Source organism: Quyinboa sediminis (assembly GCF_042219855.1).
In the GTDB taxonomy this organism is placed as follows: Bacteria; Bacteroidota; Bacteroidia; order Bacteroidales; family UBA5342; genus JBHJHP01.
In genome coordinates this window covers 512,781-528,003 of sequence record NZ_JBHJHP010000004.1, presented here as the reverse complement: position 1 = coordinate 528,003, position 15,223 = coordinate 512,781, and the positions used below count along the sequence as shown (strand labels likewise).

Here is a 15,223-nt window from a genome sequence, read left to right as displayed (position 1 = left end):
AAAGTTTATGCTATTTTATAACACTTAAAACAACGAAATTTGTTTTGAAGCAGCACCACAAAGCATTAAGTCATCATACGTTTAATTTAAAATGATACCAAATATGAAAGATACTTTACCGGTAAAACCGAATTTACGCTTTTTAATTCCTGTGATATTATTCCTTTTTGTATTTATTATAAAATCAAAAGCTCAGGTTAACGGTAGTACGCAACCCAAAAGTCAGGCACCTGAAACGATGTTTGACATGCGTCTGGTCTGGAATGATGAGTTTAATGAAGATGGCCGGCCTAATCCCGAAAACTGGACCTATGAATATGGATTTGTCAGGAATAACGAATTACAGTGGTATCAACCCGAAAATGCCGTCTGCAAGGACGGCTTACTGAAAATAACGGGAAAAAAAGATTCCATTCCCAATACGCAGTTTAACGCGAATTCCAGAGATTGGCGTAAACAGAGGCCGTATGCAGAATTCAGCTCATCCTGTCTTATTTCAAGAGGATTGCAGGAATGGAGCAGTTATGGATATTTTGAGATCAGGGCTAAGATAGATACAGCTAAAGGATCATGGCCAGCTATCTGGACCCTTGGGAAAGAGAAACACTGGCCCGAATGTGGTGAGATAGATATTATGGAGTTTTACCGGGTGAATAACCAACCAACAATACTGGCTAATGCTGCATGGGGCGGAGAAAACGGCAGAGGTGTAAGCTGGGATTCACAACGTTTACCATTGTCTCATTTTACAGCTCAGGATCCTGATTGGGTAAATAAATTTCATGTTTGGGGCATGAAATGGGATCAGGAAGTTATAAAACTCTACCTGGATAATGAATTGCTCAATGAAATTCCACTGGATAAAACAAGAAACAATGATGGCTTTAATCCTTTCAGAAAAGGTAATTCACATTATATTCTGCTGAACCTGGCTATAGGCTCAAATGGTGGTGAACCAAATACGGAACTCTTCCCTATTACCTTTAAAGTTGATTATGTAAGAGTTTATCAGTAAGCTGTAAAACATTAAAAAGCGGAACTTTTACAACAGCAAAAAATCTGCATAACAGTATAATTCGTCAGAAATAACAAAGGCCATCCTTCCGGACGGCCTTTGACATATCTGATGGCCTTTAGACTAAATAAAGAACTTCAGTACAAATAAAACGGCAAGAATATACATTACCGGAGTAACGTCTTTTACCTTACCGGATATCAGTTTAATAAGTACATACGATAACATACCAAACACAATACCTTCTGCAATTGAAAATGTTAAAGGCATCATGATGATGGTTAAAAATACCGGAATCATTTCGGTATAATCCTCCAGGTTAATCTTGGTAATTGGTGTTATCATCATTGCACCAACCAGAACAAGTGCCGGAGCAGTTGCAGCCGCAGGAACCATCAGAAACAGTGGCGACAGAAACAAAGCCAGTAAAAATAATACACCTGTTGTTAGTGAAGTTAAACCCGTACGGCCACCTTCAGCCACACCCGATGCACTTTCAACATAGGTTGTTACAGTAGATGTACCCATTAGAGCACCGAAAGCAGTTCCAATGGAGTCTGCAAAAAGCGCTTGTTTTACACGCGGAATACGACCTTCTTTATCCAGCATGTTTGCTTTGGTTGATACACCAATCAGGGTACCTACGGTATCAAACATATCTACAAAAAGGAAGGTAAACAGTACCAGCAGCATATCCATCGTAAAAATATCTGACCACTGAAATTTAGCAAATACCGGAGCCACGGAAGGAGGAGTCATATCAAATGTTTCCGGAAGATGAGTTATACCAAACGGAAAACCAAGAATGGTTCCGATCAGAATACCGATCAACAATGCCCCTTTAACACGCAATGCGAGCAAAGCCCCGGTGATGATAATTGTGATCAGCGCTACAAAAGGTGCACCGCTGGCCTTAAAATCCATAATACTTCCCAGGCTTACAAAAGTTGCTTCATTGCTCACAATAATTCCGGCATTCTTAAGTCCGATAAAAGCAATAAACAAACCGATACCAACCGATATGGCATGTTTTACATTATTGGGTATTGCCTTTATAATAAGTTCCCGGATATTAAAAGCAGTCAAAAGGATAAAAATAATACCTTCGAGAAAAACAGCCGTTAACGCAAATTCCCAACTGTGCCCCATACCAAAGCATACAGTATACGTAAAAAAGGCATTTAATCCCATTCCTGGTGCCAGAGCAAAAGGCAATTTTGCTAAAAGTGCCATTACGATTGTGGCAACAGCAGCTGAAACAGCTGTTGCGGTAAACACAGCCCCTTTATCCATCCCTGTATCACCAAGAATAAGAGGATTCACTGCCAGAATATACGCCATTGTCATAAAGGTGGTTATACCAGCTACAACTTCGGTTCGTACATTGGTTTTATTTTCTTTAAGCTTAAAATACTTATCTAACATAGCGATTGTTTATTGAATTAGAAGGTCCATTTACAGGCTACTGTTGGACTGACAAAGAATTTATCTCCAACGAAATTACTGCTGATTTCAACTTCGCTACCTACTGCCAGGTTTGAATTTACATTAAACCAAAGCTGTGGTTCAGTAAGAAATCTGAAATCAGTATCTGCATTTCCATCACCTGTCCAGTCCATGCCCTCTTTCCAGAAATCAGCAAAACCTGTAAATGTAACTTTACCCTTTAACAACTGAATTGTCCATACACCAGTAATCTGAAATGAAGCATTTTCTTTATCCTGAATGTACTTATAGTTTCCCTGCAATGTAAAGATCTTGGAGAAATCGGCCGATGCCCAGGTGTGCTCGATACCAGCCAGCCAACAATTTTCTATCGCAACAAATGGCAACGGATCATCCAGTTTCATTAAACCACCATTAAACTCCACACGTGGCATAATTTTCTGGTTTTCTTTCCACTTGAAAGCGCGGGCAATTTCCCAGTAAGCCAGAGATACACCGTTGCTTACATTGCGTGAATCAGAACTATAATCCATATCCACAAAGAAAAATGTAGAACCATATTTGTCTGGTTTAAACATCTCTACTGTAGATGTAAAAAAGTTCCGTCCTTCGCCTAAATCATAATGCAACTGAACATTCTGAGCAAAAGTGGCTGATGCAAAAACAAGCATCAATGCAAGTAATAGTTTGTTCTTCATCTCTTAAAAAATTTAAGTTAAATGTGTTATTAAAAAAAATCAAAATTAACAGTTGTTAATTTTTGAAGAACAAACCACTTTCGCAATTTTTCAATATGTTTTCAACAAGAGAATATTAGCCGTGTTAATAACCAAAATTCCAGCATTGATGCATGATTTACTTTGTCACTTCAACGTGCTCATTTTTAAGGGCCTCCAGCGATTTTTCAGTTGGGATTCCGAGCAGTTTAGTTATCAACGGGTAAATCATCCTGTTCGAAAACGGCGTGTTAATAAAATCTTTCTTAAAGTCTGAACCTTTGGCATAAAATATGGTACGCATATCACTGTTTGTATCGGGATCATATCCGTGATCTGCTGCAAGCGTATATTTTTTCCAGTACAACGTATAAGAGCTGTCAGCCAGGGCTACAACTCCGGGAATGGCAGGATGCGAATTATAATGATACTTTGCGGGCACATCCTTTTTTAGCCAGGCTCTGATCCCTTTCACCTTATTCAGGGTAGCAACTATGGAATCGGCGAATCCCGGGGCCGGATCAATAAGAGCCAGAGGATTTGAAGTGGATTGATGTGCAATCCAGGCAGACGGCAGTAATTGAGACAGATCGTAGGATTTGTCCATATTCACCTTTGCCATACCATGATCAGACAACAAAATAAAATCTATGGAATCGGCAATATCCAGTGAGAATAGTTTTTTCTGAACAGCTGCAAGGTAATTGTCAAGCGATGAAATTTCTTCCGTGACCTCTTTGCTGTCCGGTCCGAAACTATGCGCTGTATGATCCGGCTCATCCACGTAAAACATTACGAGATGCGGACGTTGGTTATATGGCAGTGTTAACCAGTAAACCACCGTATCCAGTCTTGACTGGTAACTAAGGCTGCCATCATATTTCAGCCAGTAAGACGGACGCACACCTTTAATAGGCGCTTCACTTCCCGGCCAGAAACATGTTGCCGCTTTTATACCATGCTTTTCAGCAGTCACCCAAATGGGCTCACCACCATAAAAATCAGCATCCTGAACCGCTGCACGATTTCCCAGGGAATACGACTTTTTCAGGGAATCGTTATAGAATGAATTCGCCACAATTCCATGCTCTCCCGGATATAAACCAGTAGCAAGTGTGTAATGGTTTGGGAAGGTCTTGGTTGGAAATGAAGGGATCATGTATTCTGCCTTAACACCGTTTTCCGCCAGCTTGTCGAAAGCCGGCGTTGCTGTTTTGGAGGTATAATCCCATCTGAAACCATCCATGGAAAGGACAACCACATAAGCAGTTTTTTCATTGTCTTTTTGGGGTTTACAAGCGGCAGAAAAAGCCAGAATTGCTAAAAGTAATATCGTTTGTTTCATGTTTTGTATTTATATCCTGCAACAATGCACAAAAGGGTGTTGTAAAGGTAGTACTTTGTTGCTTTAAAAATCATAAAAAACACCCCAAATGTTGTGTCCAACTTTTGGGGTGCAGTTTATTTGTGCGGCTTTTATTTTTCGTAAGCTATAAAAAACTTCGGAGAAGAATAGCAGATTTATTGCGCACTTACATGGCTGAAATAAATACTATTTTGAAGTTGCAGGGTTCCATTATAGGATCCCTTCGGTGCAATTACAGTTAGTGTATCACCCACTTTAAGTCCTTTGTCTGCTATCAAACCTTTTCTATCATCACCGGATGCACCATATCCCGGATAACAGCCATACACATAAATTTCACTGTCGCCGTCTTTCAAATATAGATTACCGTATGTTGGATTGTCAATTTCTTTAATTTCACCGGTCACCATAAAGTATGTATTGGCATCGTCAGGTTTAGTCAACACCTCAGCAATAGTAGCTGTAGTTACTGGAATAGAACTTTCCAGTACAGCAGAGCCCACCTGTGGAGTTCCTTTGTATTCTGCACGTTTTCCAACAAGTGTAACTATGTCACCTTCTTTTAAACCTTTATCAGCGAAATCCTGAATACCATAAACATAGGTTTCACCCGAGAAATCCCGAATGTATAAATTGCCATATGTAGTATTGGTTATACTGGTAATAACACCTGACAAACGATACTGGGTATCACCAACTGAAGCTGCAAGGAATTCTGCAATAGATGCATCGATAATCGCTCCTGTTTGGCTAAGAGTTGTTTGAGAAGTATAGTTTTTAGTTCCATCAGTAGTGCTGAATGTGAGCGTAGTTCCACGATCTCCGCCCGTGTTTGCGGCAGCATTGAATGTTACTACGGTGTTGGTTCCTGCTGACTGGATAGATGAAATGGATAACCAGGATTTGGCATCCTCAGGAATATCCACCGATACGCCTTGTCCTTTACAGGTAAGGTATGCAATAAATTCACCACCTTCGATAGGCAGTGTTGCGTTTGATACCGAATCAACTTTAACCAGTGATTTATTGATATTGATAACGGTTACATTGACCAACTCTACAGTTCCATTGTAGGTAGTTTTTGGTCCCTGAACAGTTACTTCATCTCCCACTTCAAGTCCTAAACTTAAAAAGTTTTTCTCTCCACCCTTAGCGTCAAGGGTACCATAAATATAAATAGAACCTGTTTCATCCTCCAGATACCAGTTACCGTAAAGTGTGTTGGCTATTGCCGTAACAACTCCGGTTACCAGATAGGTTTTGCTGTCAGGTCCGGCAATTACCTCTGCACATGTTGCAGGTGAAATTGTTGCCAAACCCTGGATGACATTTATTCTCTGAGTTTCGCCGCCGCATTGAATTAAAACCTCTGCTTTGCGACCGTCTACAGCCGATTGAGCCGAAAATTCAAGCGTTGATTCACCGGCACCGCCAGAGGCTGCTGAGATAGTCAGCCATTCAACATTATTTTCAACTGTCCAGCTATCTTTGGCAGTTACGGTAATGGTTGTTGTGCCTCCATCTACTGGAAGAGCCACGTAAGACGACGATACTTGAATTTGATCAAGAAATGTCATTGTTTCTTCATCGGTACAACTTGTCATCAAGGCAAGTATGGCAATGAAATATGGAAATATGTTTTTTAATTTCATAATTGTCAGTGCTTTTAAATTAGTTGAAAATATACTTGATACCGATTAATGCATACCAGGTTTGACCCAATGAATAGTTTGGCGTAAATGTTTTGGTATCACCATGAATTGAAGAGGGTGTTGAGAATGTAGCCACACCGTCAGCATCAACTCCTTCATATTTAAGGATACGGGCTTCAGAACCAATTTCCGGATTCAAATATTTGCTTACACCCCAACTGGAGTTGAACAGGTTCATCACGTTCTTGATATCAAGGCTAAGTTGCAGTTTGTGTTGGCTATTACCTGTTTTAAGAGAAAAATCATGTTTGTAACTTAAGTCAACGCGATGTACCCAGGGAGAGTAAACGCTATAAGCTTCTGCGTATTTGCCTTGTTGATTACTCAAATAATCATTGGAATGCACATAGTCCATAAAACGAGTTTGATCGTCTGCTGAAACAAAGCGGAATTCATTGTTTGCCACTTCATTGTCAGTTGGAACATAGATTGCATCGTAGTTGTAACCGTCACTATTGATATCGTTAACGGTCATGAACGAGTAGTTATATCCACCGCGCCATCCTTCATAAATAATGCTATAGTGGTTATTGCCATTGTCGTGAGCAGTAAGTGATGCTATAAGACGATCGGGTGTGGTGTATTGAGAATTGTGCAGTTTAATGTAGTTAGGACCTTCTACTGTTGGAACGTATGTAAATGCTGATTCAGCATTCGATCCAGGCATTCCTGTTACATCTTTAGCAACTGTATGTGTATAAGCAGCCATCAAGCTGATCCAGTCTGCTGGTTTGGCATTAAGTGTAATGTTGCCCGACCAACCATAACCGCGGTCTGTGTTTTCCAATACAAAGGCCTTAGTGGCAGTACGATATCCGGCAGGATAAATCGGACGATTGTCAACACCATTGAAACGGGCGAAACCACCAACATTTGGAATACTCCAGTCGGAAATTGAAACACCGTTGATTGTTTTATTGTAAATCCCTTCTACTGATACAGAGAGTGGGAAAGATGTTTTGAATGCGTAATCAACAGCAAGTGATGATTTCCAAACCTGCGGCATTTTGAATTTTGGATCAACAGCCGCAATAGCAGAAGGAACAGTTCCATCGTCGGGAGAAATAGTTGAAGGATATCCCAATGATATTAACTTGTCATAAAGTGCGGTAATGTTGGCATTTCCGTTTGCATCAGTTACAAGACCACCGGCAAATTCATCCATTGTGAAACCATTATTCGCAGCATTTCTTGCATTTATTTGTGCCTGATATTGTACCATTCCACCGTTGGTAGGCATATTGGTGAAGAATACTAGCGGTAAGTTGCCGGAGAAAAGACCGGTACCTCCACGAACTTTCAGGCTCTTATCACCAAATGTATCCCAAACAAATCCTACGCGGGGAGAGAATATGATATTTGCATCAGGCCATTTTCCTGTATCGATATTACGACCGTTATAATCAATGGCAGCGATAGCATTGTTTGTTATCAGGTCACTATTATTGAAGAAAAGCCCATCGATACGAAGTCCATACGAAAGTTTGAAATTTTCAGTAACGCTCCAATCATCCTGCCCGTAAACTCCTATTTTGTTTGTTCTGATGCGGGCTGCAGGATTGCTCTCTCCATCGTAACCATAAGTTAAGTTAACGATTTCAGGTGTTGCTTCATTTAAGAAGTCGTCAAGACTTGTGTAGCGATAATATCCTGTACCGTTACGCATATAAGAGTTGTCAGCCATCTTATACTCGTACGCAATACCGCCAACAATTTTATGATTACCTAAATAATAGGTCATTTCATCTTTAATGTTCCATACATTATTGTGAACACCGTTGTTCCAGGTAAATAGCTCGTATCCTAAAGAAAGATATGCCTGATCGTCTTTCAGAATGTCGATAAAAGGAAATTCTGACGAATTGGTTCCGCGAACATCGTCAAGTTTTGAGAATGTTGCCAGGAATTGGTTAGAGATGTTATCCGATAATCGACTGTTTAAGTCAAAAGAGAATGAATGAACAAGGTTGTCCATCGAATACATCGAGTTTGCATATGACATTGAAGCCTGTGACATTCTTGCCTCAGACATACGAGTGCCTCCGTCCATAGAAGACGCATTAGGTGGCCTCCATGAAGTGTTCTTGGTATAGTTATAGCGTAATGCTAAACGATGTTTGTTTGTGATGTTCCAATCCAAACGGGCAAGAAGTTTGTTGTTGCTTTCATCTGCCGGGAAATTTGTATAAGACCCCGTTTCATATCCATAGTTATTTTTCACAAAATCAGAAACCGTCTGTAGATCATTTTCTGTTGTGCGGGAGATAAAATTGTCCGGATCAGCAATGCCATCAGTTGAAGCTCTCCAACGATTGGCAATTGTTGGTGTTTTCGACATTTCACCGTTTACGAAGAAGAACAATTTGTTTTCGATAATCGGACCACCTAAAGTGAAACCATATGTTGTATTACGGTCTTTTTCACGTGCACCAGCGATTTGAAGCCCATTAACAGCATCTCCGCGCATGTTTTCATTTCTGTGATAAACGTAAGCGCTTCCTATGAATTTATTTGTACCTGATTTTGTAATAGCGTTTACACCACCACCAATAAAGTTCGTTTGACGTACATCATATGGAGCGATTACAACCTGCAATTCTTCGATAGCTTCAATAGAAATTGGGTTACCTCCACCTGGAAGAGCATCACTCAGACCGAAATTATTGTTGAAATTAGCTCCATCTACTGTAAAGTTTGCAGTACGACCATCTGAACCGACAAAGCTCATTCCATTACCACCATAAGGAGAAAGGCGGGTAATGTCTGTAATGCTGCGATTCACAGTTGGCAAATTATCTATCTGCTCGTTTGTGATATTGGTTACTGCGCCTGTTTTCTCGTTCGAGAATTTTGTGCGGGTAGCCGTAACCATTACTTCATCAATCGATAGTGCTTCTTCTGACAGTACAACATTCATTACATAGTTTTCACCCAAGCTCAATGTAATATTGTTCTGAGTGTACGCACCATAACCGATAAACGTAATTTTTACTGTGTAAGGCCCTCCTACACGCATACCGTTTAGGTTAAACCGGCCCTCTGTATTTGTTACAGTACCGTAGGTTGTTCCTGAAGGTGTATGTGTAGCAATTACTGTTGCACCAATCACAGCTCCTTCAGCATCAGTAATACGTCCACTCATGCTGGATGTGGTTACCTGTGAGAAACCTGTTGCAATGGTTGAAATAACCATCAATACTAAAAATAATACTTTTTTCATTTTTAAGTGTTTGGTTAATAATAAATAATTACAAGGCTCAAATTTAAACATTTCCGGCTGCGAACTTATGAATTGTATAATAAATATATGTGTCCAAAACTTTTCATTTTTATTAAAAAATGGACTTAGACGAAAAAATATTTTTATATCAACATAAAAATAATCGTGTGCGCACACGAACAATTCACGAAAAGTTTTGTACATTTGCCGTGCACGTGCACGAAAAACAGTTTAATCCATGGATTCCAACCAAAAAATCCGAATTAAAGATATCGCCAGAAAAGCCGGCACATCCGTTGGCACGGTTGATCGTGTATTGCACAACAGAGGTGAAGTAAAAGAAGAAACACGGGTTAAAATTCTTTCCATAATAGAGGAGCTCAATTATACACCGAATCTTTTAGCCAAATCCCTTGCATCAAAAAAATTATTCCGCATTGCGGTGCTTCTGCCAGCCGGAAATGCAGGTAATCCATACTGGTCAAAACCAATTGCCGGCATTAAAAGAGCTGAAGATGAGTTAAAAGATTACAATTTTGCGGTAGATATTTATACCTTTAACGATGCGAACGAAAAATCGTTTTTCGAAGCGCGTGATGAGGTACTGAAAAGTCATCCGGATGGCGTACTGTTTAATCCGGTATTCCGTGAGGCGGCCATGCAGTTTACAATTTTACTGGATGAACTGGAGATACCGTATGTATTTTTTGATGTTAATATTGATTTTGGTAATCCTCTGGCCTATTTTGGACAGGATGCCTGGCAAAGCGGTTTCGTTGCAGGAAAGCTCATCAATTACGGCATTCCGGATAATTCGACCGTACTTGTACTGAAACTGGCGAACAATAAGGTGATTTCGCACCATATTTTAAAGCGTGAAAAGGGATTTTTGAGTTATTTTGATAACTACGGAATGAAAAACATCAGGATCATTTCAAAGGAAGTAGATCTACTGCACCCCACAGAGTTAAAGGACACGTTAAGCAGTTGCCTTAAAAAGGTGGATAATCTGGCCGGAGTTTTTGTTTCAGGCTCCAGGGTTTACAAAGTGGCAAAATTGGTTGACGACCTCGAAATAAACAATACAATATTGATTGGATATGACCTGATAGACGAGAATCTGAAATACCTTAACAAAGGAGTTATTGATTTTTTAATCAGTCAGAAACCCGAAGAGCAGGGCTATAATGGCGTAATGTCCTTATTCCGACATTTGGGTGCCGGCAATAATATTGAGAAGATTAACTACAGTACAATTGACATAATTATGAAAGAGAATTTAAAATATTTGAAACAATAATTTAATTAACTAATTTATTCATATTAAAACTTTATCATGACAGCAGTAACAAAAAGTATTGGCAAATACAGGTTTAGAATCCTGTCCATGTTGATTTATGCTACCACGGTCAATTACTTCGACCGAAGTATTATTGGTATTATGGCTCCTGACCTTATGGAATGGTTCCATTGGACAAATACGGATTATGCACATATTATGGTTGCATTTAAGATTGCTTATGCAATTGGTATGTTAAGTATGGGTGGAATTATTGACCGCTTAGGAACCAAAAAAGGTTACATGCTTGCAATTGGAATATGGAGTATTTTTGGAATGTTGCATGCAACTGTAGTAAGTGAAGTTACATTTCTTGGTTTTACCCTAAGTAGTGTGGCACTGTTTGCCATTGCCCGTTTTGGACTTGGATTTGGAGAATCAGGTCACTTTCCTGCTGCCCAAAAAACTGTTGCAGAATGGTTTCCCAAAAAAGACAGGGCTTTTGCAACTGGTATTTATAATGCAGCAACCAGTATTGGTGCCATTGCAGCTCCGTTTGTTATAGGTGCTGTTGTATGGTGGACAGGAGGCGACAGAGGTCAGGGAGACTTCATGCATTGGCAATACCCTTTTTTAATTACGGGAGTATTAAGTGCATTTTGGGTATTCTTATGGATTAAAACCTATCAGAAACCTGAAGAACACCCAAAACTGGGGAAAGAAGAATTGGAATACATCAATAGTGATTCTGTTGTGGAAAGTAAGGAAAAACTATCCTGGGCAAAAGTGCTTCCAAAGCGCCAGACCTGGGCTTTTGCCACAGCAAAGATTACAGATGCTGTATGGTGGTTTTACCTTTTCTGGGGAGCAAAATTTCTTGCAGACAAATTTGAAGTCGATATTCACAATATCGGTATCCCATTCATGATTATGTATCTGCTGGCAGATGGCGGTAGTATTTTCGGTGGATGGTTATCCGGTAAATTCATGCGGCAAGGCTGGTCAATCAATAAGGCACGTAAAATGACATTATTAATTTGTGCACTGATTATTCTTCCTGTTGCATATGTTGCGATAACTGAAAGCAAATGGTTAGCTGTCGTGCTTATTGGTATTGGAGCTGCAGGGCATCAGGCCTGGTCAGCAAACATATTTACTCTGGTTTCTGATGTATTTCCTAAAAAAGCTGTTGGTTCAGTTACAGGTATTGGTGGCATGATCGGTGCAGTTGCCGGTATTGTTGGCGACCTCGCTCTTGGTGAAGTGTTGGATACATCAGGTAATGCAGGATATTTCTGGGCATTTCTGATTGCAGGTTCAGCTTACCTTATTTTATTAGGTATTGTACATTTATTAATGCCAAAGATGACCCCAATGGATGAAAATCTAAATCTGGTAAATACAGAAGCTTAAACACAAAAATAAATTTTATTATGAGTCACATTAAATATGAAATTCGTTACGCGTCTCACCCGAACGACGCAAAATTGTATGATACACAAAGATTGCGTAAAGAATTTCTGGTAGAGACAATTTTTGAACAGGACATGATTAACATGGTTTACACCGATTACGACAGAATTATTGTCGGTGGTGCATACCCTGTTACCAAATCATTGAGCCTTGATGCTATTGATCCTTTAAAAGCAACCTATTTTCTCGAAAGACGTGAATTAGGAATTATTAATATTGGCGGCAAAGCTAAAATAACCGTGGATGATGAAGTCATTGAACTGGATTATCGCGAAGCACTTTATCTGGGAAGGGGTACAACAAAAGTTGTATTTGAATCAGCCGATGCTTCCAAACCGGCTAAACTGTACTTCAACTCTGCTCCCGCGCACAAATCGTACCCAAATAAAAAGGTAACGCTTGACGATGCAATCACTGTTGAGCTTGGCGATTTAAACTCGTCTAACGCAAGGAAAATCAATAAGCTTATCGTACACGGCGTGGTTGATACCTGCCAGTTACAAATGGGTATGACAGAGTTTAAAGAGGGTAGCGTTTGGAATACCATGCCTGCACATACACATAGCAGACGCATGGAAGCCTATTTCTATTTTGAGGTACCTGAAGATCAGGCAGTTGTTCACTTTATGGGTCAACCACAGGAAACACGGCACATCTTTATGCACAACGAACAGGCTGTTATTTCTCCAACATGGTCCATTCATGCCGGAGCTGGCACAGCTAAATACACGTTTATCTGGGGAATGGGTGGCGAAAATCTCGATTACGGAGATATGGACACCCAGCAACCTTCTGATTTGAGATAAGAACCAAAAAAATAAATAACGATGATTCAGGAATTATTTGATTTAACCGGTAAAGTAGCCCTTATTACAGGTGGCACACACGGTATTGGTATGGCCGTGGCAACTACTTTGGGTAAAGCCGGTGCAAAAATATGTGTAAACGACATTTCCGAAGAAAAACTGGAAGCCTGCAAAGCTGAATATGCTAAGGAAGGACTTGATGTATATACACTTAAGTTTGATGTTACCAGCGAAGACGATGTAGATAAAGGAATCACAGAAATAGAAAAGAATGTTGGTCCGGTTGATATCCTGGTTAACAATGCAGGTATCATTAAGCGCATTCCGATACTGGACATGCCGATTAAAGATTTCCAGCAGGTAATCGATATCGATTTGGTGGCACCACTCATTGTTGCCAAACGCGTTGCTCCGGGAATGATCGAACGCCGTTTTGGAAAAATCATTAACATGTGCTCCATGATGAGCGTTTACGGCCGTAACTCTGTTTCAGCTTATGCTGCTGCAAAAGGTGGTTTAAAACTACTGACTTCAAACATGACCTGTGAGTGGGCAAAATACAATGTACAGATCAATGGTATTGGTCCCGGTTATATTGCGACCTCTCAGACTGCAGCCATCCGTGAAGGCAATCATCCGTTCAACGATCTGGTTATGACCAGAACGCCGGCAGGTCGCTGGGGTGAACCGGAAGATGTTGGCCACGCCGCTCTCTTCCTTGCATCTAAAGCCAGTGATTTTGTAAACGGTCATGTTCTTTATGTTGATGGAGGTATCCTTGCGAACTTCGGTTATGTAAAGGGAGAAAATGACATTTAGACATTGGTCTTAAAATAAATACCAACCTGCCCTGGACCTGTTTCTGCGGCAGGTTGGTATGCTTTGCGAATGACTTACAATTAAGAAATCAAAACGAAAAAATTTAAAAATGACTTTACAGGTTAAACCGGCATCAGAATGTACATATGACTGTATTTCTCTGGGCGAGGTAATGTTACGACTTGATCCGGGAGAAGGAAGAATCAGAACGGCCAGACAATTTCGTGCCTGGGAAGGTGGCGGAGAATACAATGTTTCGCGCGGCCTGAGAAAATGTTTTGGGAAACGCACTGCTATTATCACGGCCCTGGCCGACAATGAAGTCGGATCTTTAATCGAAGATTTCATGCTACAGGGAGGACTGGATACGCAATTTGTAAAATGGGTGGCGTATGATGGTTGTGGAAGAACTGTCCGTAACGGCTTAAACTTTACAGAAAGAGGCTTTGGTATCCGTGGAGCAAAAGGTGTATCCGACCGAGGCAATACGGCGGCATCTCAGTTAAAGCCAGGTGACATCGACTGGGAATACATTTTCGGAACTCTAGGTGTTCGCTGGATTCATACCGGAGGTATATTTGCTGCGTTATCAGAAACAGCAGCGGATACAGTTATTGAAGCAGTTAAAACGGCCAAGAAATACGGCACTGTTGTTTCATATGACCTGAACTACAGACCATCTTTATGGAAAGCAATTGGAGGTGAAGCCAAAGCACAGGAGGTGAACAGGGAGATTGCAAAATATGTGGATGTGATGATTGGTAACGAGGAAGATTTTACGGCCTGTCTTGGACTTGAAGTCGCCGGGAATGATGATGAGCTTAAAGAACTCGATCTGGGCGGATACAAATCCATGATAAAAAATGCAGTAAGGGAATTTCCCAATTTTAAAGTGATCGCAACCACGCTACGTACTGTAAAGTCTGCTACAGTTAACTCATGGGGAGCAATATGTTATGCTGACGGAAAAATTCACGAAGCACAACACCGTGAAGATCTGGAAATTCTGGATCGTGTAGGTGGAGGTGACAGTTTTGCCTCTGGATTGATCTATGGTTTTCTTGAATTCAACGATGGTGCAAAAGCTGTGGAATATGGAGCAGCTCATGGCGCTTTAGCTATGACAACGCCTGGCGATACAACCATGGCAACATTGTCGGAGGTTGAAAAAATTATCGGTGGTGGCAGTGCCAGAGTTGACAGATAAATGAATAAGTTAAAAGTAGAAAGTTAAAAGAAAAGCGAAAATTCTATTTTTATAAATGTGCGTTATTTACAAGATGAATCAGAACAATTAAAAAAATATCAGGAAGAATCGTGGTAAATTCAAAAGCAAATATTTAAGATAAAGATAAATTGTAAAAATGATTT

The 15,223-nt window shown here is 40.3% G+C and carries 12 protein-coding genes; 7 read left to right on the top strand and 5 right to left on the bottom strand.

The genetic code is table 11. The annotated features are described in order from the left end of the window. Nucleotides 1–103: 103 nt before the first annotated feature. A complete protein-coding gene (locus tag ACE1EF_RS12570; protein ID WP_375721019.1) occupies nucleotides 104–1,015 on the top strand; it encodes a glycoside hydrolase family 16 protein in 912 nt (303 codons plus the stop codon). Nucleotides 1,016–1,138: 123 nt separating this feature from the next. Here ACE1EF_RS12570 and ACE1EF_RS12565 read toward each other — a convergent pair whose 3' ends face one another. From ACE1EF_RS12565 to ACE1EF_RS12545, 5 genes are all read right to left on the bottom strand, one after another. Next, nucleotides 1,139–2,440 carry an NCS2 family permease gene (locus tag ACE1EF_RS12565; RefSeq protein ID WP_375721018.1) on the bottom strand — a complete coding sequence of 434 codons (1,302 nt, stop codon included), beginning with the start codon at nucleotides 2,438–2,440 and terminating at the stop codon, nucleotides 1,139–1,141. Nucleotides 2,441–2,457: 17 nt separating this feature from the next. Further along, complete coding sequence (locus ACE1EF_RS12560) at nucleotides 2,458–3,159, bottom strand: DUF5020 family protein (RefSeq protein ID WP_375721017.1); 702 nt, start codon at nucleotides 3,157–3,159, stop codon at nucleotides 2,458–2,460. A gap of 157 nt (nucleotides 3,160–3,316) precedes the next feature. Next, the gene (locus ACE1EF_RS12555) at nucleotides 3,317–4,522 is read right to left on the bottom strand and encodes an alkaline phosphatase family protein (RefSeq protein WP_375721016.1); all 1,206 of its coding nucleotides are present in this window, start codon (nucleotides 4,520–4,522) and stop codon (nucleotides 3,317–3,319) included. Between the two features lie 176 nt (nucleotides 4,523–4,698). After that, nucleotides 4,699–6,195, bottom strand: coding sequence for a BACON domain-containing protein (locus ACE1EF_RS12550; RefSeq protein WP_375721015.1), 1,497 nt, complete (start codon nucleotides 6,193–6,195; stop codon nucleotides 4,699–4,701). Nucleotides 6,196–6,214: 19 nt separating this feature from the next. Continuing rightward, the gene (locus ACE1EF_RS12545; protein WP_375721014.1) at nucleotides 6,215–9,448 is read right to left on the bottom strand and encodes a TonB-dependent receptor; all 3,234 of its coding nucleotides are present in this window, start codon (nucleotides 9,446–9,448) and stop codon (nucleotides 6,215–6,217) included. Between the two features lie 2 nt (nucleotides 9,449–9,450). Between ACE1EF_RS12545 and ACE1EF_RS12540 the strand changes: the two genes are divergently transcribed. The 6 genes from ACE1EF_RS12540 to ACE1EF_RS12515 all read left to right on the top strand — a co-directional run bounded on the left by ACE1EF_RS12540 (nucleotide 9,451) and on the right by ACE1EF_RS12515 (nucleotide 15,059). Further along, on the top strand, nucleotides 9,451–9,522 hold the full coding sequence (locus ACE1EF_RS12540) for an SVM family protein (protein ID WP_375721029.1): 72 nt from the start codon (nucleotides 9,451–9,453) through the stop codon (nucleotides 9,520–9,522). Nucleotides 9,523–9,713: 191 nt separating this feature from the next. Then, on the top strand, nucleotides 9,714–10,775 hold the full coding sequence (locus ACE1EF_RS12535; RefSeq protein WP_375721013.1) for a LacI family DNA-binding transcriptional regulator: 1,062 nt from the start codon (nucleotides 9,714–9,716) through the stop codon (nucleotides 10,773–10,775). A 36-nt stretch (nucleotides 10,776–10,811) separates the two neighbouring features. Further along, nucleotides 10,812–12,167 (top strand): MFS transporter, encoded by a 1,356-nt coding sequence (locus ACE1EF_RS12530; RefSeq protein ID WP_375721012.1) that lies wholly within the window; start codon nucleotides 10,812–10,814, stop codon nucleotides 12,165–12,167. A gap of 20 nt (nucleotides 12,168–12,187) precedes the next feature. Beyond that, nucleotides 12,188–13,033 carry a 5-dehydro-4-deoxy-D-glucuronate isomerase gene (gene kduI / locus ACE1EF_RS12525; protein WP_375721011.1) on the top strand — a complete coding sequence of 282 codons (846 nt, stop codon included), beginning with the start codon at nucleotides 12,188–12,190 and terminating at the stop codon, nucleotides 13,031–13,033. 21 nt (nucleotides 13,034–13,054) lie between these two features. Next, a complete protein-coding gene (locus tag ACE1EF_RS12520; protein WP_375721010.1) occupies nucleotides 13,055–13,852 on the top strand; it encodes a gluconate 5-dehydrogenase in 798 nt (265 codons plus the stop codon). 109 nt (nucleotides 13,853–13,961) lie between these two features. After that, on the top strand, nucleotides 13,962–15,059 hold the full coding sequence (locus tag ACE1EF_RS12515) for a sugar kinase (RefSeq protein WP_375721009.1): 1,098 nt from the start codon (nucleotides 13,962–13,964) through the stop codon (nucleotides 15,057–15,059). The last annotated feature ends 164 nt before the right edge of the window (nucleotides 15,060–15,223 follow it).